This window comes from Dyadobacter psychrotolerans (genome assembly GCF_004349265.1).
GTDB classification, from domain to species: Bacteria; Bacteroidota; Bacteroidia; order Cytophagales; family Spirosomataceae; genus Dyadobacter; species Dyadobacter psychrotolerans.
The window spans coordinates 654751-675908 of record NZ_SMFL01000003.1 but is presented as its reverse complement, the minus strand read 5'-3'; the positions used below and the strand labels follow the sequence as shown (position 1 = coordinate 675908).

Genomic DNA, 21158 nt, shown 5'->3' with positions numbered 1-21158 from the left:
AAATTACGTTTATCTTGTTTATTATAATGTAAAACTGACAAATCAGTTCCCTGCAATCTTTGATTCACGGAAGTATGGTCTGTTTTTGATATTGACTCAACGCCGCGAAGGCTCCTAACTTATACAACATTTCATGAGAAGAATATTTTTACTGGCATTTTTATGCGTTCCCCTTTTTTTATCTGCCAGTCCAAAATACTGGATATATCTTAAAGCAAAAGACAAAAATTCAGCTCCGGCAGTTTCTGCACTTACGCTGGAAAACCGCCAGAAACTTGGGCTTGTTATTTCAGATGAAATGGATCTCCCGATACAGAGAAGTTACGAAAACGCGCTGCGTGATAAATCTGTAAAAATTATTAACCGTTCCAAGTGGCTTAATGCGGTTTCGGCGGTGATGACAAGTGAGCAGGCAAACACGGTCCGTCAGCTTGACTTCGTTCAGGATGTTGTGATGATTGATCCGGGATTTTATATCGCCCAGACAAAACCCATTGAAAAAGCGCAAATGGCTCCGGTGATGTCACAGGTACAGGCAAATGCTTTTTTGAAGGAAGGCATCAATGCGAATAATGTTACGATAGGAGTAATTGACGCCGGTTTTTATGGTGCAGACTCTTCACTTTCTCTGACACATGTTTTTTCAAACAAAAGAATTTTAGGTATCCGGGATTATGTAAAACCGGGCCGTCCGGGAAATTTGCTTTTTAGCACCGCTGAGTCATTTTCTGATATGCACGGGACCGAAGTACTTGCTGCAATCGGAGGTATTGATTTTCAGGATCAGATGCAGTACGGAATGGCGACCAATGCAAAATTTTATCTTGCCCGCACCGATTATTCAATGCGCGAATATAGAGGTGAGGAAGACAACTGGATTGCCGCAATGGAATGGATGGATAGTCTCGGAGTTCGTTTGATCAATACTTCTCTGGGTTATGCCAAAGGTTTTTCTGATCCGAAAGAGAATTACACGCCTTCTCAAATGGATGGTAAAACAAGCGCAATTACCCGTGCAGCACAGATTGCAGCTGATAAAAAAGGGATTATGCTGATCGTATCAGCGGGTAATGAAGGTGATGATAAAGGCTGGGGAATCGTATCTGCACCTGCGGATGCAAAAGGGGTTTTATCCATCGGTGCAACCAATGCCAAACTTTGGAACCGGATTGGTTACAGCAGTATAGGTCCGGAGTTTTTATCCTATGTAAAACCAAATGTCTCCTGCTTTTCCCTTTACGGAACTTCACTTTCCGCGCCGGTAATCACTGGATTTGCTGCTTGTCTTTTACAGGCTAACCCAAAGCTTACCAATAAAGAATTAATTGACCTGATCGAAAAATCGGCGCATTTATATCCTTACGGAAACAATTTCGTAGGTTACGGAGTACCGCTTGCTTCCCGTGCACTGGCGCTGGCCAAGGCTCCCTATCTTCCTAATAATTCAAAAAAAGTGATGGCAAAAGGCCGCAACATCGATGTGGATGTGACAAGTCTCGATTCTTTGGTGGCGATTTACAGAAAGAAAAATGAGAAGGACGTTTTGTCACAGCAGGTAGCCAAAGTTCAAAATGGGAAGGTTTCTTTGAAACGTCAGAACGGCGAGCATTTTACAACCATCGATCTCAAAGATTCGGTGATTGAAGTGGAGTGGAATTAATTTCTTGATTTTTAAGTAAGGCTTTCTTTCTAAAATAAGGGATATGGAATCTTATAATACACTATCTGAAACCATGGAAGCGCTTCGCGCAGAAGGTTATATTGAGGATTTTAATATAAAGGACAATCATCTGGAATCGCAATCCGGCCAGTTTCAAATCCTTCATCATGAGTTTGAAATTGATAAATTCTTTCGCTTCGAAGGAGAAACGGATCCGGCTGATGAATCCATTCTTTACGCCATCTCTTCTAAAAAGTACAATGTGAAAGGAGTTCTGGTTAATGCTTATGGTATTTACAGTAATTCCCTGGAAGATGAATTGTTAAGGAAGCTTGCGTTTGGTCATGAATGACTTCTGATTTCAAATAACACAGTTTGAAAAAACGATCCTGTGCTGAAAATTCAGGAAATTTTTCCGGACCAAGATTTTTTAAAAAATCTATTCTATTTATAATTCTCCCCATTTTGAAGATGTTATATGCTGTGTTAACGAGCACACGGCAGAGTTTTTCGTTCTAAATTTGAAGATTTTCAATAGATTTATCTATCTTTATTGCGCTGAACGCTATTTTGTAAAAAGTAAGTTGTTCCGGCAATTTAGTTGAATTCCTTAATCCAATCACCTAATTCTTACTATAATGAATACTTCTCGCAGAGATGTTTTGAAAATGGCCGGAGTAGCACTGGCAGGCAGTTCTCTTCCTACATTTGCCATTTTAAATCCAAACCGTGCATTTGCAGGCGTAAACGCAGAAACCCTAAAAGTGGGTTTGATCGGTTGCGGAGGACGTGGTTCCGGTGCAGCCAACCAGGCTCTAAAGGCAGATCCAAACGTGGTTTTACATGCAATGGGAGATATTTTCAAAGATAAGATGGACTCTTCTTTGGAAAACCTTACAAAGGTGCACGGTGCGAAAGTAAAGGTAGATGAAGGACATAAATTTATCGGATTTGATGCTTTTCAAAAAGTACTTGATTCGGGTGTGGATGTAGTGATCCTTGCAACACCTCCTCATTTCCGTCCTGAGCATCTTACGGCTGCAATCAATGCAGGCAAACACGTATTTTGCGAAAAGCCGGTTGCCGTTGATGCACCGGGTGTAAGAAAAGTACTGGACGCTGCAAAACTGGCAAAACAGAAAAATGTTTCTCTGATGTCTGGTTTCTGCTGGAGATATCATGAGCCAAAACGTGCCAGTTTTAACCGTATACTTGACGGTGCTGTCGGTGATATATCTGCAATTTATAATACGTATGATACAGGTACACTTTGGTCTTTCCCACGTGTAGCGGGCTGGTCCGATGCTGAATACGTTTTGCGTAACTGGACTTACTACACCTGGCTTGCAGGTGACCACATCGTAGAACAGGCAGTGCACAGTATTGACATGATGTCATGGGCAATGGGGGGCAAACTGCCTATTTCAGCGACAGGTACAGGAGGCCGCCAGGTTCGTACCGATTCCCTTTTTGGTAACATATTTGATCACTTTGCTGTGACTTACGAATATGCAAACGGAGCAAAGGGATTTCACCATTCCCGTCAGCAAGCCAATTGCGAAAACAGTTATCTGGTTGAAACCCTGGGTACAAAAGGCCGTGCCATGGTGAACTGTGCAAGAAACGTTCATGAAATATATGGTCAGAATCCATGGAAATATGATGGTGCACAAAACGATATGTATCAGACAGAGCATAATGAACTTTTTGCATCGATCCGCAGCGGAAAACTGATTAATGATGGTGAGTTTATGGCACAAAGCACCATGCTTGCGATCATGGGAAGAATGGCTGCCTACACAGGAAAAAGAGTTACCTGGGAAGAAGCAATGAATTCAACTGAAAAACTGGGCCCGGATACATACAGCTTTGATATGAAACCGCCCGTTGTTGAAGTTGCGAGACCAGGTATTACTGCTTTTTCATAAAAATATGCAAAGAAGAGATTTTATAAAAAACAGCGCCCTGGTAACCACTGCCGCAGTGGCTGGGACAGGTGCGTTCAGTTCGGTGATTGCTTCCGGAGCAGAATCAGTTGTAAGTACTGATATTATCGATCCGCTTGCTCCCCGGCCAATGGTCAAAAAAAGCCTGATGTGGGGGATGATTAAGGAAGATTTGTCGATTATGGACAAGTTTAAGTTGCTGAAAGATCTTGGATATGATGGTGTAGAGCTTGACTCTCCGGATAAACTGGATATGAAAGAAGTCCTGGCAGCCAGAGATAAAACCGGCCTATTAATACCCGGAACGGTAAATTCCATGCACTGGAAGCTTCCATTATCAGACCCTGATCCGAAGAAGAGGGAAGAATGCGCGAAGTCAATTGAAAAGGCTTTGTGGGATACAAAAGAATATGGCGGGTCCACGGTTTTGGTGGTGCCGGGTGTTGTGAATTCATCTGTCAGTTATGCCGAGGCTTATGAGCGCTCACACGCCGAAATAAAAAAATTGCTTCCCATCGCTGAAAAAACGGGTGTAAAAATAGCCGTTGAGAACGTGTGGAACCAATTTTTACTAAGTCCTCTGGAAGCAGCGAGATATGTGGATGAATTTAAACATCCAATGGTTGGCTGGTACTTTGATGTTGGTAATGTGCTACGTTACAGTTGGCCGGCTTCTTGGATTGATACCCTGGGCAAACGTATTTTAAAGCTGCATTTAAAGGAATACAGCTTAAAAAAGCAAAATGACCTCGGTCTTTGGAAAGGATTTGATGTGGAGTTCTTTGAAGGAGATTGCAACTGGCCGGAAGTAAACAAAGCACTTCAGAAAATCGGTTATTCCGGTTGGGCTTCGGCAGAGGTTGCAGGTGGTGACAGAAAACGTTTGCTTACAGTCCGTGAAAAAATGGATGAGATATTTAAAGCATAAAATTTTAGGATTGAAATAAGAAAAGCCCGGTTCTGCCGGGCTTTTCTTATAAATATATGATTGAGTCTAAACCCGCCGCCAAGTTCCCTGTAAACTGTTTACTAAAAACTAACCGGAAGCCTGGCAACTGTAAACTGTTTACTAAAAACTATAAATTAAGAACTCAACTCTTCTTCTGCAAAGCCCTGCGGTAACCTTTTATTGCTTTAATTTTTAATTCACCATCCTCCACGGATACTTTTTTATATTCTTTAAACTCATTTTCCTTTCCCTTAAAACCGACAATACAGGAAAGATCTTCCGTTCCTTTTTGTAATTCAACGGCTGGTTGTATGCCAAAATTCGGAACGGTCAGTGTGTCTTCCACTTCCAGTTCTTTGTATTTGATCTTCAACAAATATTTAAAGGTCTGCGAGGTTTCAAAAGCATCAACCGAAAATACCCAGTTGTTAAGTTTGTCTTTGTCTGTCACCGGTTCGCTGTAACTGGCTGTTGGTCCCTTTTTTACATCCGCTCTTTTTTCAGGAATGGTGTCATTTACGATGACCATTCCGTCTTTTTTGGTTTCATTTGTATTTTTTTTGTCGCAGGATAATAAAGAAAGCAGAATGAATAAAGTGCAATATTTTTTCATAAGTGAAGGAAAAAGTTAAATGGCCTGGGGTTAAAGATAGAAAGCTATCTTCATTTACCTAAAAAATGTGCCTGAATATTCTCACCATTTTATGCTATTTTACACTTTAATTAGAATTTTCGTTTTTCAGCATCAATTGCCCTGATATTTTTAAGATAGAAACCTGCTAAGAACCCTTTTATGGCGTTAAACTACATTTTCGTTGCCTTTTTTGTTATTGCCTTCTTTATTGCCACACTAAAATTTATCCTAACCGGCGACGTCCAGACCTTCAAAGCGATTACTGAGGGAATGCTGGAAATGGCAAAGGTTGCCGTGATGGATATAGCACTTCCACTAACCGGCGTCATGACCTTTTTCCTGGGTGTATTAAACGTGGGCGAAAAAGCGGGAATTATCAATTCCCTGGCGCGTTTCATCGGTCCTTTTTTTAATAAACTTTTTCCGGAAGTTCCCAAAGATCATCCGGCAAATGGACAGATGATCATGAACTTTTCAGCCAACATGCTTGGGTTGGATAACGCTGCCACGCCCTTTGGTCTTAAAGCCATGCAAAGCCTTCAAGAATTAAATCCAAGTAAGGATACAGCTTCCAATGCACAAATCATGTTTCTGGTGTTGCATACCTCCGGCCTGCAGATCATTCCTTTGTCTATTATCGCTCAGCGGGCAATTCTTGGCGCGTCAAGTCCGTCGGATGTTTTTATCCCCTGTGTTGTCGGCACTTATGTAACCACCGTAGCCGCCATGCTGATTACAGCTGCCTGGCAGCGAACGAACATATTCAACAGGTCAATCATGCTTGGTTTGGGATCGGTTACAGCATTTATGGGTTTACTGCTCTGGTATTTGTCGGGTTTGCCAAAAGAGCAGATTGAGACCATTTCCATTGTAACCGGTAATTCTATTTTGCTGGGTGTTGTTGCAGGATTTCTTTTTTGGGGACTGATCAAAAAGGTAAATGTTTTTGAAACATTTATAGAAGGTGCCAAAGCCGGTTTTGCTACCACTGTAACTGTAATTCCATATCTGGTTGGTTTGCTGATTGCAATCAGCGCTTTCCGTAACTGCGGTGCAATGGATTATCTGATCGACTTCTTGAAATGGATATTTTCTTTCTCCGGTTTTAACACGGACTTTACCGATGCCCTGCCGGTCGCCTTAATGAAGCCGTTAAGCGGAAGCGGTGCCCGTGCCTTGATGATAGATGCTATGAAAGAATTTGGTCCTGACTCCTTTGTAGGACGCCTTGTGTGCATCTTTAACGGCTCAGCGGACACCACTTTGTACATCGTGGCATTGTATTTCGGATCGGTTGGAATTAAGAATACGCGTTATGCAATTGTTGCCGGACTTATGGCGGATCTTATTGGTGTTCTTGCCGGTATCTGGCTTGGTTATTTATTTTTCCATTCATAACTACCGTACAAATCACCCTTTACCTACATATGCAACCGTCCGTACAAAATGGATGGTTGTTTTTTATTGAACCATGTAATATTGATCATCAAACTCATGTAAGCAATGACTAAATCGTTACGAAAATCCGTTTTATTCTCATTCATTATCTTCGGATTTGCCTCGTTTCAGACTGCCTTCGGACAGGAAAAAAAGCAACAGCCGCCAAATACTTATTCTCTTGAAGATTGTATACGCATTGCACTTGAAACGAACCCGCAGGTTAAAATTTCTGAACTGGACGTGAAAACCAATGAAAACGCCTATCAGCAATCACGCTGGCAGCGGTGGCCAAGTCTGAGTTTCAGCGCCGGCCAGGGTTTTAGTTCCGGTCGTAACATTGACCCTTACACCAACGTTTATGTTCAGAGAAATGTAAACTCCAATAACTTTCAGCTCGGTTCGTCAGTCGTTCTCTTTAACGGCTTTCAGTTACAAAATGCTGTAAAAAGAAACGAGGTCAATCTTAAAGCTACACAAAAGGATCTGGAAGCGGTTCGTAATGATTTGATGCTGAATGTTGCTTTATCCTATCTTCAGGTTATTACAAATGAAGAGCTGATTGAAGTTGCGCAGCGCCAGGCCGAAGCTTCGGTTCTTCAGGTGGATCGTACGGCAAAATTAGTAGCTGCGGGAACACTGGCAGAAAGTAGTTTGCTTGATCTTAAAGCACAGCTGGCAAATGATGAGCTTAGCCTTGTCAATGCACAGAATAACCTGGAAACGGCAAAACTGAATCTGAAACAGTTTATGAACATGCCGGGAAGTGAGCAGATTAATGTTGTAAAAATTCCTGTTGCCGATCCTGCATTACAACCCTACGACGCAACGATCCAACAGGTATATGATGTGGCATTGGGAAATCTTCCGCAGATGAAGGCCGCCGAGCTCCGAATTGAATGGGCCAGAAGATCGGTTGAAATTGCAAAAGGAGCCGGAATGCCTTCTCTTACTTTGAGCGGCGGTTTAGGAACTGCTTATTCCAGTGTTGCACCAAAAACACGTTTTGTACCTGATGGGACAGGAAGCACGGTTATTGATATTCCATCCACAACAAGTTTTGTAACATACGGCGGAGTGACAGTGCCTGTAATTCAAAGGGTCACAAACGCAAATGGCTCCATTCAGGATTTTGGTTATCTGAATCAGCTGGATGGAAACAGGAATTCCTCGGTGCAGCTTAGCTTACGCATACCTATTTTCTCTCAGTTCCAGGTAAGGTATAATGTCGCTAATGCTAAGATCCAGCAGAAAAACCTTGAATATCAGGCGCAGCAGGTTCAGCTTACGATCCGTAAAAATGTGGAACAGGCTTATATAGATATGAATAACTCTGCAAAAAGATATTCAGCAACGGCCAACCAGGTTCAGGCTTTAGCAGAAACGTTCCGCGTATCTCAGGTCAGGTTTGATGTTGGTGCTATCAATTCAGTGGAATTCAGTATTGCAAAAGCAAACCTGGACCGTGCAAATGCCAATCTGATCCAAACAAAATACGACTACGTGTTCCGTACGAAAATTCTGGATTTCTACATGAACCGTCCGTTGTCGGATTTTTAAAACAGGTTTCTGAAACAAAATACATATAATTTAAATATTCCCTTTACAACTGTAAACTAGAAAGACATGGCGCGTAAATCTTCAAAAAAAATATGGTGGATAACCGGTGGTATTTTGCTACTGCTGGTAGCCGGCTTATTCGGTGCCAAACAGGCCGGGTTAATCGGGAAGCCGAAAATGACGGAGGTAGAATACGCCACTGTAAAACGCAACGATATCATTGAACGTGTGACTGCCTCAGGGAAAGTGCAGCCGGAAGTAGAAGTAAAACTGAGTCCGGATGTATCGGGTGAGATCATAAGCCTGAATGTAGCCGAAGGAGATTCAGTCGTAAAAGGTCAGTTGCTGTTGAAAATCCGTCCTGATAATTACGAGTCTTTAATGGCGCGTGCACAGGCAGCCGTTAATTCGAGCAAAGCCAACTACGAGCAGACCAAGGCCATGGTTTCCCAGGCAGAGTCACGGTTGATTCAGGCAAAAGCAAATTTTGACAGGAACAAAAAACTGTATACGGATAAGGTGATATCCGCTTCTGATTTTGAGACATTTGAATCCAATTACAATGTGGCCCAGCAGGATGTCGCTTCGGCCAAGGCAAATGTTTCTGCTGCCATGTTTAACATAAAAAGCTCTGAGGCAAGCATGCGTGACGCAGCGGAGAACTTGCGTAAAACAAGCATTTTTGCTCCCGTCAGCGGTATCATTTCACTGTTGAATGTAGAAGCCGGCGAACGTGTGGTGGGTACTTCTCAAATGGCCGGTACTGAAATGATGCGTATTGCCAACCTGAGAAATATGGAAGTACGGGTGAATGTAAATGAAAATGATATTGTGCGTGTAAACATCGGTGACACAGCGGTTATTGATGTTGATGCGTATAGTTCGTCCGGCAGGAAATTTAAAGGAATTGTGAAAGAAATTGCTAACACGGCTGCCGGTTCTGCAACGGCAACAAGTGTTTCGGCTGACGCTGTTACCGAATTTGAAGTAAAGGTTAAGATACTAAACGATTCCTTCGATGATCTGATGACGGCGCGTACGAAAAGATCCTATCCGTTCAAACCCGGGATGACCGCTTCGGTAGAAATCATCACCGAGCGTAAAAACGGGGTTGTTTCTGTTCCGATTGCTGCAGTGACGACACGCAGTAACACACCGGTAGTGGACGCAACACAAGGGCCGCCAAGTGATGCAGCGACCGACAACAAAGCAAAACCTAAAAAGGAAGAAGTAATTAAAGAGGTTGTTTTCGTGGATGTAAAAGGAAAAGCGGAAATGAAAGAAGTGAAAACGGGCATCAGCGATTTTGAAAATATTGAAATTTTGTCAGGGTTGAAAGAAGGCGATCAAATTATTTCCGGACCATATATTGTGGTATCGAAAAATCTGAATACCGGCGACCTTGTGGAAAAAAAGAAAGAAGAAGCGAAAAAAGCTGAGAAAAAATCAAATGAAAACCAGAACTAGTACGTTGTAAAAAAGTAATAAGTTCGATTTAGTTTAGGTTAAAAGAGAAATCCTTGCGGCTTTGCTGCAAGGATTTTTTATTTAACCTAATGATTTTCAGAACCGGCCACTCAATCCAAGGTTTACAATTCCCTTGTAACCATAACCTATTTCAATAAATGCGCCTACTTTTTTGCCTACCCGAATACCCAGTGGAGTAGCCTGGAACGTAATAGCAGCATCTGAATAGATCTCGTCCGGATAACTTATCATCTGATCCTGCCGATAAAAATTTCCGAAACCGGCTTCACAATATATTGAAATGTTATCTTTTTCCTGATAATAGAATTGTATCTCAAAAGCCATTACAGCCGTTTTAGTTTGAAAGCCGGGTTTGTTGCTTTGTTTATGTAAATCTCTGTGCTGAGCGCTATTGTACCCGAGTCCCATCCCTAATGCAATTTTGGGTTTGATTCGATAATAGTAGGAAAGATTTGCCATCGTTTTAGGTTCAATACTTTTAGGATCTGATCCAAAAAGCGATCTCACAAAATTTTCCAGTATATCCGAAACAACAGCTTCATTGGCGTAGATACCAGCCCCAATTTGTATTTCATGTCGGTTTACCATTTGAGCTTTTGAATTGAATGTTATTAAAAGAAAAGCCACCAATGTTGCAGGAAGTTTCAGTCTCATGGTTTGATTGCTTAAAGAGTGAAAGTATACATTGACGAGTCAGAATTTAGCACTGACTCCAAGATTTAAAATGCCTTTGTATCCCCAACCAATTTCTGCAAAAGTCCCTGTGTTTTTCCCGTATCGGATGCCGAAGGGAGTAAGCTGGCCTGTTGGTCCGAGTAGGGTTCTGGCCCTGATTTCAGGTTTTTCTAAGTCCTTTTCGTAACGCAGCATACTCCCCAATCCTGCGAGTGAATACATTGACAATCTGGATTTGTTCATATAAATGAACTTTGTTTCAAAGGCTAAAAGGAAGCTCCTGTGCTGGTAATTGCCTGGCGATTCGAAGAGATATTGTCTGTATAAGTTACCAGCCGTAACTGCGGCGGTAAGCCCAATTGATAACTTGGAACGCAATTGATAGCGGTAAGAAACCGAAAAGGAGTCAGAAAAATCCATTTTTCCAGATGGAGTGGTATTCAAAGTTCTGAAAAACAATAAGCGTAGAGCATCATTGACAAAACGTTCCCGAGCCCAGGGAGTGTAACCGATCTGAAATTCACGATTTGTGTCAGGTTGGGCTTGACAAGTGAAACCAAGGAAAAGCAGAGATGTTAACATGTAATTTTTCATGGCACTTTTCTGTTTGGTGATATGTATTAATTTATCGCCTCAAAGCAGTATACATTCAGCTCCGTACTGGCAAAAATGCGTCCTTTTTTACCATTTTGGGCAGGTATTCCGGTAACAAAACCGTTGTAAATGGAACCACCTTTTACATCCAGCGGAGGCATATCCCATAAGAGTTTTCCTGTTTGCAGGTCGTAGGCTTTCAGGTTATCTCCTCTAATGCCATAGATGACACCATCCTGATGATAGATATCACTGGATAGTGAGCCGGATTGAAGTGCCCAAAGCTGAGCTCCATTTAATGAATTCATACAGTACAGGGTTCCATCTGTTCCTTTAATTAAGAGCTTGTTATCTACCTTTACAATATCTAATCCTATCATTTGTGCATCTGTTAAGCGATATTGCCAAATTCGATTTCCGGTCATCAACTCAAAACAACCCACCGAATTGAATGAGGTCATATAAGCTTTATCACCGTCAAGAATTGGCATCAGGCTTGGAGCACCCCCGTCCTCGTCAATGCTCAGGGGAGCCCGGCTATACATCCATTTTTTTTGAGAGATATTATAGAGTCCAAAGAAGCTCCGTGTATTGTTGTATTTCGCCTTTGGTCCCAACTCGTCATAAGGGACGAGAAGCATTTGTTCTGTTCCCAAAGTGAACGCTTTGTGTCGATAAATGCTACCTATGTAGGTTTGTTCCTCAGTTACTAGCTTATACTCTCCGCTATATGGAGGTTTAATAAGTTCTTCCACTTTTCCTGTTTCAAATTCTCCCATGTACATGCTATCATCTACTTTCCCTAATGCTTTGGATGCAGGAGAAAGTCCTGTAATAAAGTATAAACCTTCGATGTTGGTTAACTCGGAAGCTGATCCAAATCCCCGTTGATTTTTCCAGATGGTTTTTCCTGTTTTGGTATCAATACAATAGTCTGCCCAAAGATCATGCAGGATCATTTTGTTTTCGTAAACAACAATGCTTTCGTTCAGGGTTCTGACCAGCATTTTGTCATAAAAGTCATCCCAGGTCCAAATGTTCTCTCCTGTATTTACATCTTTTAGTTGAAGGTAAAATTCACCGTACTTCTTTGGATCTGGGGATTTTCGCATGGCTATGGAAAGTACACCTTTGCCGTCTATTACATAGCCGTGATACAAACCATAGGCCAGTGTTCCGTCGGATATGGAGGATTTCCATAGGAAAGGCTTTTTAGTCACCACCCCATCCTTATCGGTTTGTGTGGTGATTTTCTCCGGATTGCAGGCGAGCAAGCCGGAGAAAATATAAAGTGTTAAGAGTTTGATTTTCATCTTTATTTAATAAGATATTCTAAAAACAGAAGCATTATTCCCACCATCAAATACCCAGTTCATTGTCGATTCAATTCTGTTCATTTTTTTAAACTCGCCGTGATTGATATATTCAGCTCGATAAGGAAACCCCTGCCATGCTCCTCCCTGATTTCTGCCTGGTCTTTCCTGCTCTTTTATGTTTAAGTTGATTACTGATTTTTCTTAGATCAAAGTAAATAATACTTAGAATATTTATAACTTGTCAAAGGACATCATTTCGGCTTGTCGTGCGACAATGTTTTAACTTGTCGAAGGACAAGATTTACGAATATTAGGCTTAAACGGCCATCCATCAAACTCTGTTTTACTTTCGCACACCTCACAATAGATCCGCTTATGGACAGCAAAAAGCCCCTTCATCAACTCTTAGAGACGATTAATACACCCAAATTTGAATCTCTGAAAAAGCATTTCATGCAGTTGGTGAAACCTAACCTGATCCGGAAGGGAAGGGTGCTGGTTGATATCGGACAGGTTAATTCCACTATCTATCTGATTGAAACCGGTGTGATACGTTCCTATTATCTCAAAGGATCTGAAGACATCACTTCCAGACTTGTGGCAGAAGGAGAGATTGCCTGCGTTGCTGAAAGCTTTTTCACGCAACAGGAATCCGAAGAAGTGATGGAGACGCTGGAAGACACAATGGTTTATTCCATTACGTATGAAGCATACCGACAATTATGTCAGGAAAATATACTCATTGCACAATTAATTATCCAGCTTCTTGAACAGCGCCTGGTAAATTTCAGTGAACGCGTACGGTTATTTAAGTATTTATCTGTTGAGCAACGAGTCGAATATTACATTAGTCAGCCGGGGTCACTATTCCGTCGTGTTCCGGATCATTACATTGCAACGTACCTGGGAACTACCCCAGCAACCTTCAGCAGATGTTTAAAAACGGTGAATATGGATAAAATTCAACATTAAGCAGTTTACTTTGCAGTGTTCTATAAGAGAGAATAGGTAAGTAAATGAAAGGCATCAATCATGAGTTTTTTAAATAACACAAAAATTGCGGTAATTGGCGGAGGAAGTTGGGCTACTGCATTGATCAAGATTCTTTGCGAGCAACCTTATGTACAGATCCGCTGGTGGCTTAGAAATCAGGACGATATCAATCATATCCGCAAATTTCATCACAATCCGAGTTATCTCAGTGATGTAAATCTTTCACCTAAAAAGATAAAGGTTTTCGAAAAAACAACTGATGCTGTCAAAGGCGCGGATTATATTATTCTTGCCGTTCCTGCTGCGTTCGTTCAGGAATCTTTACAGGATCTTACTGAAAAACATCTTAAAGGAAAACGAATCGTTTCGGCGATCAAGGGTATGATTCCGGATCAGAATATTCTAATTACGGACTGGATTTCGGAAAAATACGGCATAGGACTTAATGAAACCTGCGTAATTGCCGGGCCGTGCCATGCCGAGGAAGTGGCTTTGGAAAAACAATCGTACCTGACAATTGGCTCAGCGGAATGTCCCGCCGCCGAAGATTTTGCCAAACTGATGACCTGCCGTTATGTGACAGCACATGCTTTGGATGATCTTTACGGAGTTGAATACTTTGCTGTTATGAAAAACATCATAGCGCTGGCCTGCGGAATAACACATGGCCTGGGATATGGCGATAATTTTCAGGCGGTAATGGTTTCTAATGCGATGCAGGAAATCGGCCGTTTCGTAACCGCATTGGACCCGCGTACGCGTGACATCAGTTCTTCCGCTTATTTGGGAGATTTGCTCGTTACGGCCTATTCTCAATTTAGCCGTAACCGCCTTTTTGGTAATATGATCGGCAGAGGATATAGCGTAAAAGCTGCGCAGCTGGAAATGAAAATGATCGCCGAAGGCTTTTATGCGACAAAGAGTATCATGGAGATGAATAAGTCTTTCAACGTAAATATCCCTATCACAACGGCGGTTTACAACATTCTTTATGAGGAGCAGGCGCCGGCACATGTTATGGAAGAACTGAAAAAATTACTAAAATAATAGTCCGTTACTTCAAAAAAACGGTATCTGGATTAAAATCTATCTCTCATTATGCTGAATCTAAAATCTAAGTATTTCCTGGCAGTGTCTGTTATTCTGGCTGTCTTCATTTCCTGTAATATTAAAAAAAATACTTCGTCGGAAAAGGGAAAAGCAGATACCATTCAGGTAGCCAAAGATTTTGTATTCGGCGATAAAAGAGATTTTGCACAATGTCATGCTTCTACCCTGGTAAGGCTGCCGGACGGACAGTTTCTGGTAGCCTGGTTTGGAGGCACTGAGGAGAAGAATCCGGATGTAGGTATCTGGGTTTCGAAAGGTAAGCCGGGAAAGTGGAGTGCGCCGGTGGAAATAGCAAAAATAAGAGAAGATGCGCACTGGAATCCTGTTTTGCAGCGAGCAGCAAATGGGAAAATCTACCTCTATTTTAAAGTTGGAAAGGTAATTCCTTATTGGGAAACCTGGGTGAAAACGTCGGATGACAATGGAAAAACCTGGTCGGAGGCTTATGAACTTGTAAAAGGAGACAAAGGTGGGAGAGGTCCTGTTAAAAACAAACTTATAGAATTGGCAGATGGTACCTGGCTTGCCGGTGCTTCCAATGAAATAAACAGATGGGAAGTTTTTGTTGACAGAAGCGAGGACAAAGGGAAAACCTGGAAAGCATCTCCTTATTTTAAAATTGACACTACTCAGATAAAAGGCAAAGGTGCTATTCAGCCAACATTGTGGGAGTCGAAGCCGGGAACAGTGCACATGCTGATACGCACAACGGGCGGTATGATCGGCAGGAGTGATTCGTATGACAATGGAAAAACCTGGTCTGTGATTACAAAAACATCACTTGCCAATCCAAACAGCGGGATTGATCTTGCTAAGCTTGCAGATGGAACACTTGTGCTTGTCTACAATCCGGACGCTAAAAACTGGGGGTCCCGCACGCCGCTAACCATTGCAATTTCTCAGGACAACGGCAAAACCTGGCCGGATCAATTTGATCTCGACAAAGGCAAAAAGGGTGATGAATTTTCTTATCCTGCCATTGTAAGCTGGGGAGATTCCGTAGCGGTGAGCTACACCTGGAACCGGCAGAAGATCGCTTTTTGGAAAGGTAATAAGGCAGACATGCTTAAACTTGCCAGAGCGAAAAAATAGGTATTCTTAGTAAAGTCTAAATCGAAGGCCAGCCATTTATGGACTGGCCTTCTGTCTTTATATCATCTTACCACGAAATTATGCTAATTTATCTAAGGCATGTTGCTTTTTGGCAACGTTCCCGATAACGTGTGCGTTAAAATAGTAAGCGTTATTGTACTTTTTTAATTCTTAATTGGCTAATATTCATTGCGGTTGTTCCATTACTTAAATCGGTGAAACCGCTGTTTCATAGAAATATTCAATAAATATTAGTCTCATGAGTGGATATACGGCAGCGAGGACAGGTTTAGATAACAAGGCTTTTGTTTTTAAAAATGTTTATGTTCCCGAACGCGACGGATTGTTTCACATGCAGTTCGACCCGCGTAACCAGATGCCCAAATACAAACAGATCGTTCATTCCATTAAAACGGATATTGAACTGGGTGTTCTGGACAAAGGTATTCAGTTGCCGTCCATCAGTGAACTAAGTGCGGAATACCAGCTGGCAAGAGATACCGTAGAAAAGGCATATCGGGAACTACGGAATATGGGTTACATTTCCGCTGTGCAGGGTAAGGGATATTATGTTCAGTCGGTAGCGGATAAAAAGGAGAAGATACTGCTCATATTTAATAAGTTGAGTTCTTACAAGAAGATTATTTATTATTCTTTTATCAAAGCATTGGGAGATGCCGCGACGGTGGACCTTGAAATACATCACTGCAGTGTCACGCGTTTTCAGGAAATTATTGAAAAAAATCTGGGGAAGTACAATCGTTATGTGGTAATGCCTCATTTCAATACGGACAGTGACAGCGAAGAGGATTATATGGCTGCATTAAAACGTATTCCACCGTCCGAATTAGTACTTCTTGATCGTGACCTTCCGGATTTACATCAGCCTTCAATAAGTGTATATCAAAATTTTGATAAGGATATTTTTGGCTCATTGGAAGATGCCAATGATCTGATGAGCAAATACAATCGTCTGGTTTTGATCTTCCCTAGCGATGGCAATTATCCAAAGGAAATCATCCGTGGATTCCGTAGTTATTGCATCAATTACAAAAAGGATTTTGAAATAAAAAGCTGTGTTGAAAAGGAAGCTTTATGTCCTAAAACTGCTTACATCGTGGTCGAGGAAAGTGATCTGGGCGAACTTGTAAAAAAAATCCGCTTATCTCCTTATCAAATGGGAGAAGAAATCGGGGTGATCTCGTTTAATGAAACCACCCTGAAAGAACTTTTGGAAATTACTGTGATCACTACTGATTTCGAAAAAATGGGCCGAACCGCCGCTACTTTGATTATGAACAAACAGCAGGTTCGTGTAAAAAATCCTTTTTATATGATCAGAAGAGGTTCTTTGTAATTACTTCATTTTATAAATTTCGCTTCCTGCCAAAAGGAAACAACCCAAACCGAAATCTTCAAAGTCGGGCATGCTGTTGTAGGTTACTGGTTGTCCGTCTTTCGGTTCTTTTCCGGTTCCCTGCACAAATCCCAGAAATCCGTTTTCGTGAACGCATTCCGCTGTCATTGCATTCCAGGCCTTGGTAATAACCGGTTCGTAATCTTTCCTTTTTACAAGACCGGTGTTTACTGCCCAGGCCATACCGTATAAAAACAGCGATGTTCCTGTAACTTCTTTTCCACCAAAATCGGAAGCATCCGTTAAGCTTACATTCCAGTAACCATCCTTTCTTTGCAGTGGTACCAGTGCCGTCAGCATGGTTAAAAGCATTTTCTCATATTCTTCACGATGCGGTGCATTTTTAGGCATGATGTCCAGTACACGCACCAAGGCAGCTACCACCCAGCCGTTCCCTCTTGACCAATAGCAATTTTTCCCGGCAGGTGTTTTGTAAGGAGGTACAAAATCTTTATCTCTCCACCAAAGTCCTTCCTGCGCATTGAACAAACCGCTGCTGCCATGTACTGTTTTGGTGTAATTGTACATCTCGTACATTTTTGTAAAGTAACGGTTATCCTTATAAATGACGCCAAGCTGAGCAAGGACAGGCATAGCCATTTGAAGCGCATCAATCCACCACCAGTCGTCCTTTTTGTCCGAAGCCAGCATCAGGTCCATCGAAGCTTTGATGTCTTTAATACGTTCTTCTTTTTTGTCGATCAGGTAAAGATCAATATAAGTTTGTCCGCAGCACTGGTCATCTCCGTTTCGCGTCTGTATACCATTTCGTAAACCCCATTTATGATTTTCACCCCAGGAAACTGCGTAGTCGTAATAAGATTTCTGTTTGTCCACCTGATAAAGTGCCATCAGCCCCTCATAATACACGCCGCGCGTCCAGATGTTGCTGGGTCGTTCCCGGTTTGTAATGATGGATTTGCCGGTATCAGGCCACTTTTTGACAAAATATGCATTGGTGAGACGCAGATTTTTTAATAATTCTTTGTTGTCTATTTTTTCAGCTTTAACGGGCTTTCCAATTGCCCAGGTACTTTGCAGTGCGCTTCCTGCCAATAAAATCCCAAGGGCGTCGCGTCTTTTCATAGGTTATTTTTTGGTTAAATATTGCTTGATGCTATTCAACCCTGCCAGGGTTGGGGAATAATTTTATTTATTTCACCCCCGGGTTGCACCCGGAGCTATTCGAATTTAACCCCTTCGGGGTTGTTGGTTGTCTGTGTATAATACATCCAGGGGTTTTTCAAAATCAATCCCTTTGGGGTTGAAAGTTTGCTTGTGTGTTATTCAATCCTGAGCTATTCGAATTCAACCTGTATGTGATGGTAATTGATTTCAGTACCAGGACTACATTCGGGATAAATTAATTTAAACCCATTCGGGCTTGTAATTCCGGAATTTCTTAGCAACCCCGAAAGGGGTTAAATCCGAATAGCCCCAGGTAAAACCGGGGGATGAAAAAATTAACATTTTTTTCTCAACCCCGAATGTGTTGAATCAACCTGTAATACACTTTCCTAATTGTTGATATACTTCTTCAATTTATTCTTTTTCAATCCTTTAATTCCCTCCACAACCGTCTGGGCATTGACGCGTGCGCCTGCTTCGGTTGTATGCGTATGATCTTTGGCTGTGAATAGATCAGCCTGTACTTTTTCAGCGCCCAATTTATCATAGCGCTGTGCAACCAGTTCAAAAAGGTCAATGAAATCGGCACCGTTGGTTTGTGCTACCTGCTTTGACCATAACCTGTAACTTCCCTCAGATCTTTCAATTTTTCCGTCTTTAAAAATGTTTCTTGGAACAGGTGAACAAACGATCGGGATGGCGCCTTTTGCTTTTGCTTCATCAATATACTTGCGCATGTAATATCCATAAGTGTAAACGGTCTCATGTTTTTTGGTCATCAGGTTGTCAATTTCTTCCGACTCGTTACCAATCCCTTTTATACTTCCCCGGGCGCGTGTGGTGTCGTTTATCGCGCCGCCATCATTGTGTCCGAACTGCATTAATACATAGTCGCCGGGCTGTAATTGCGCCAGTACTTTTTCCCAGCGTCCTTCGGTCAGAAATGTACGGCTGCTGCGTCCGCCGATGGCGTGGTTGAAAATTTTTATTTTGGTGGTGTCAAACAATTCCGGAAGTACAGTTCCCCAGCCCCAAAGTCCATCGGAACCTTTACCGGATCCATTTTTTACGGTGGAATCGCCAATTAAAAAAAGCTGGACAGGCTTGGGCTTGATACTGGCGGCCAGAACAAAAACGCAAAAAACTGAGAATACGGCAAGGCGAATGAAAGAAGTCTTCATACTTGGTTTTAATTAATTATTTTTTTGAAGTCGGTTTAATAAATGGTGCAGGTTTCATGCCTTCTCCCAGAAAAAACGAAGGATGCGGAGGCTGATTATAAGATGAATTTTGCCAGGCAACCGCAACGCGGTACTGCGAATCCTGCATAAGGGTTACGAACCGGTTTGTCGAAGGAATTGTGGTTGTGTAAATCCGCAGTTCACTATTATCTTCTTTTCTCAGGATTACTTCTTCACGCCAGTCTCCAAATAGATCTGCGCTTAACGCCGGCGTGCCTTTGGTACCATTGTTTGAAGTAAAACCTTCGGCGGTGAAGAGATTTTTGGTTGTTGCAGTTTTATAGTCCCATTTATCAATACGGTTTTTATCTAAAAGCTCCCGTGTCAGATCGGCGTCCCACCAAACAGCAAAATTCATAGATGATGGTCTGCTGTCGGAAATTTTCTCGCCTTTACTGTTATACAATCCGCCCACGGCACCCCAATATTCATAACCGGGATGCGTTGGATCAATGTCCGCTGCCATGGCCCGGCCAACATCTTTGCCTTCACCATCCACGCCCCAAAGCGTTTTTCCGGTTTTAGCATCTTTTAATCCCAAGCCATACTTTACATATTTTTTCGGTTCTTCATAGGATTGCCAGATTTCCAGCCCCGAATTGGTGGGGTCCATGTCGCTCATGTGTAATGCATCGCCGTGTCCAAGTCCGGTAGAATAAAGGCCATTTCCATCATCATCGATTACGCTGGATCCATTGATGATTTCGTCCTTCCCGTCGACATCCACATCACCCACCGTCATGCTGTGATTTCCCATGCCAGCGTAGGCTGCGTTAGGTTCGTCTTTGCTGTCAAATATCCAGCGTCTTTCTAATTTGCCATTCCGGAAATCCCATGCGGTACGTACAAGTCGGGTATAATAACCACGACCGGCAATAAAACTTGGTCGCTTTCCAGCCAGGTAAGCTACTGCAGAAACATAGCGGTCAATCCGGTTTCCATATGCATCTCCCCAGCCGGCTTTCATTTCTTCCGGAGTTGGATTGTCGCCAGCCTGAACATCTCTTTTTGGATAAAAATCCTGTGTATCCAGCGCTTTTCCGGTAGATCCTTCAAAGACGGTCAGGAACTCAGGGCCGGAAAGGACGTAACCGCTTTCATTGCGGAAATCTGCCTTGCTGTCGCCAATAACTTTGCCGGTTCCGTCGGTTGTTCCGTCTGCGGTTTTGCAGATAATTTCTGCTTTGCCGTCCCCGTCAAAATCGTAAACCATAAACTGCGTATAATGTGCTCCGGCGCGAATATTTCTTCCCAGGTCAATCCGCCAAAGCTTTTTCCCGTCCAGCTTGTAAGCGTCGAGGTAAACATTTCCTGTGTAGCCCTTTTGGGAGTTGTCCTTTGCATTGGACGGGTCCCATTTCAGGATAATTTCATATTCACCATCTCCGTCCACATCACCCACACTGGCGTCATTTGCGTTGTAACTATAATCCTGTCCAGATGGTGTTTTTCCACCTGCAGGTACAGACAGAGGAATAGAAATGTAAGGATTGGAATTCACTTTAACCGATTCTGCGTTTTTTTGCTCTTTACCTTTAACTACGGCTTTAATGCTATATTCTTCACCGGAAACATTGGTATCGACGAAGTTAGTCGATGAGGTAACCGGCGTATTGTTCAGTTTCTTTTTACCGCTGTAAATATTAAAACTGATATCGGCCGGATCCGTCGCAAGCAATCTCCATCCAATGTAAACGGCATTGTCGGCCGTTTTAACTGCGGTTATGCCACGGTTTAATTTTTCAAGCTGCTTCTGGGCTGATATTTTTCCAAAAGAAGCAATGCAGATAAAGGCAATCAGGGTTATTCTTTTCATTTCAATTTATGTTTCACGCAAAGATTTAAAATTAAAAAACGCAAAGAGCGCAGAGACCTTCGAAACCCCTGCGTTTATACTTTCTGCTCTGCGTGAAAAATT

The 21158-nt window shown here is 42.3% G+C and carries 18 protein-coding genes; 11 read left to right on the top strand and 7 right to left on the bottom strand.

What is annotated here, in order from left to right; genetic code table 11:
• The first annotated feature begins 133 nt into the window (after positions 1-133).
• The 4 genes from E0F88_RS10575 (at position 134) to E0F88_RS10560 (ending at position 4534) form a co-directional block, all read left to right on the top strand.
• The gene (locus E0F88_RS10575; RefSeq protein ID WP_131958200.1) at positions 134-1660 is read left to right on the top strand and encodes a S8 family serine peptidase; all 1527 of its coding nucleotides are present in this window, start codon (positions 134-136) and stop codon (positions 1658-1660) included.
• A gap of 43 nt (positions 1661-1703) precedes the next feature.
• Positions 1704-2012, top strand: coding sequence for a phosphoribosylpyrophosphate synthetase (locus E0F88_RS10570; protein WP_131958199.1), 309 nt, complete (start codon positions 1704-1706; stop codon positions 2010-2012).
• A 316-nt stretch (positions 2013-2328) separates the two neighbouring features.
• A complete protein-coding gene (locus tag E0F88_RS10565; protein ID WP_131958432.1) occupies positions 2329-3588 on the top strand; it encodes a Gfo/Idh/MocA family protein in 1260 nt (419 codons plus the stop codon).
• A gap of 4 nt (positions 3589-3592) precedes the next feature.
• The gene (locus tag E0F88_RS10560; protein WP_131958198.1) at positions 3593-4534 is read left to right on the top strand and encodes a sugar phosphate isomerase/epimerase family protein; all 942 of its coding nucleotides are present in this window, start codon (positions 3593-3595) and stop codon (positions 4532-4534) included.
• A gap of 163 nt (positions 4535-4697) precedes the next feature.
• Here E0F88_RS10560 and E0F88_RS10555 read toward each other — a convergent pair whose 3' ends face one another.
• Entirely contained in the window at positions 4698-5168 is a 471-nt protein-coding gene (locus E0F88_RS10555; RefSeq protein ID WP_131958197.1) for a hypothetical protein, read from the bottom strand.
• 180 nt (positions 5169-5348) lie between these two features.
• On the opposite strand from E0F88_RS10555, the gene E0F88_RS10550 reads away from it, so the two are divergent.
• From E0F88_RS10550 to E0F88_RS10540, 3 genes are all read left to right on the top strand, one after another.
• Positions 5349-6587 carry a spore maturation protein gene (locus E0F88_RS10550; RefSeq protein WP_131958196.1) on the top strand — a complete coding sequence of 413 codons (1239 nt, stop codon included), beginning with the start codon at positions 5349-5351 and terminating at the stop codon, positions 6585-6587.
• 105 nt (positions 6588-6692) lie between these two features.
• Entirely contained in the window at positions 6693-8186 is a 1494-nt protein-coding gene (locus E0F88_RS10545; protein ID WP_131958195.1) for a TolC family protein, read from the top strand.
• Positions 8187-8252: 66 nt separating this feature from the next.
• Positions 8253-9653, top strand: coding sequence for an efflux RND transporter periplasmic adaptor subunit (locus E0F88_RS10540; RefSeq protein WP_131958194.1), 1401 nt, complete (start codon positions 8253-8255; stop codon positions 9651-9653).
• A 96-nt stretch (positions 9654-9749) separates the two neighbouring features.
• On the opposite strand, the gene E0F88_RS10535 is transcribed toward E0F88_RS10540, so the two are convergent.
• Genes E0F88_RS10535 through E0F88_RS10525 form a run of 3 tightly spaced genes read right to left on the bottom strand, consistent with a single transcriptional unit; the run spans position 9750 to position 12256 of the window.
• The gene (locus E0F88_RS10535; RefSeq protein ID WP_131958193.1) at positions 9750-10328 is read right to left on the bottom strand and encodes a hypothetical protein; all 579 of its coding nucleotides are present in this window, start codon (positions 10326-10328) and stop codon (positions 9750-9752) included.
• Positions 10329-10367: 39 nt separating this feature from the next.
• Positions 10368-10943, bottom strand: coding sequence for a hypothetical protein (locus tag E0F88_RS10530; protein ID WP_131958192.1), 576 nt, complete (start codon positions 10941-10943; stop codon positions 10368-10370).
• Between the two features lie 26 nt (positions 10944-10969).
• Positions 10970-12256 (bottom strand): outer membrane protein assembly factor BamB family protein, encoded by a 1287-nt coding sequence (locus tag E0F88_RS10525; protein WP_131958191.1) that lies wholly within the window; start codon positions 12254-12256, stop codon positions 10970-10972.
• A gap of 378 nt (positions 12257-12634) precedes the next feature.
• Between E0F88_RS10525 and E0F88_RS10520 the strand changes: the two genes are divergently transcribed.
• From E0F88_RS10520 to E0F88_RS10505, 4 genes are all read left to right on the top strand, one after another.
• Positions 12635-13231 carry a Crp/Fnr family transcriptional regulator gene (locus E0F88_RS10520; protein WP_131958190.1) on the top strand — a complete coding sequence of 199 codons (597 nt, stop codon included), beginning with the start codon at positions 12635-12637 and terminating at the stop codon, positions 13229-13231.
• A gap of 60 nt (positions 13232-13291) precedes the next feature.
• Positions 13292-14299, top strand: a complete 1008-nt coding sequence (locus E0F88_RS10515; RefSeq protein WP_131958189.1) for an NAD(P)H-dependent glycerol-3-phosphate dehydrogenase — start codon at positions 13292-13294, stop codon at positions 14297-14299.
• A 51-nt stretch (positions 14300-14350) separates the two neighbouring features.
• Positions 14351-15454 carry a sialidase family protein gene (locus E0F88_RS10510; protein ID WP_131958188.1) on the top strand — a complete coding sequence of 368 codons (1104 nt, stop codon included), beginning with the start codon at positions 14351-14353 and terminating at the stop codon, positions 15452-15454.
• Between the two features lie 259 nt (positions 15455-15713).
• Complete coding sequence (locus E0F88_RS10505) at positions 15714-16811, top strand: GntR family transcriptional regulator (protein WP_131958187.1); 1098 nt, start codon at positions 15714-15716, stop codon at positions 16809-16811.
• Here the strand turns inward: E0F88_RS10505 and E0F88_RS10500 are convergent, their stop codons facing one another.
• From E0F88_RS10500 to E0F88_RS10490, 3 genes are all read right to left on the bottom strand, one after another.
• Complete coding sequence (locus E0F88_RS10500) at positions 16812-17957, bottom strand: glycoside hydrolase family 88/105 protein (protein WP_131958186.1); 1146 nt, start codon at positions 17955-17957, stop codon at positions 16812-16814.
• A 431-nt stretch (positions 17958-18388) separates the two neighbouring features.
• Complete coding sequence (locus tag E0F88_RS10495) at positions 18389-19180, bottom strand: rhamnogalacturonan acetylesterase (protein WP_131958185.1); 792 nt, start codon at positions 19178-19180, stop codon at positions 18389-18391.
• A 16-nt stretch (positions 19181-19196) separates the two neighbouring features.
• On the bottom strand, positions 19197-21056 hold the full coding sequence (locus E0F88_RS10490) for a rhamnogalacturonan lyase (protein ID WP_131958184.1): 1860 nt from the start codon (positions 21054-21056) through the stop codon (positions 19197-19199).
• Positions 21057-21158: the final 102 nt, after the last annotated feature.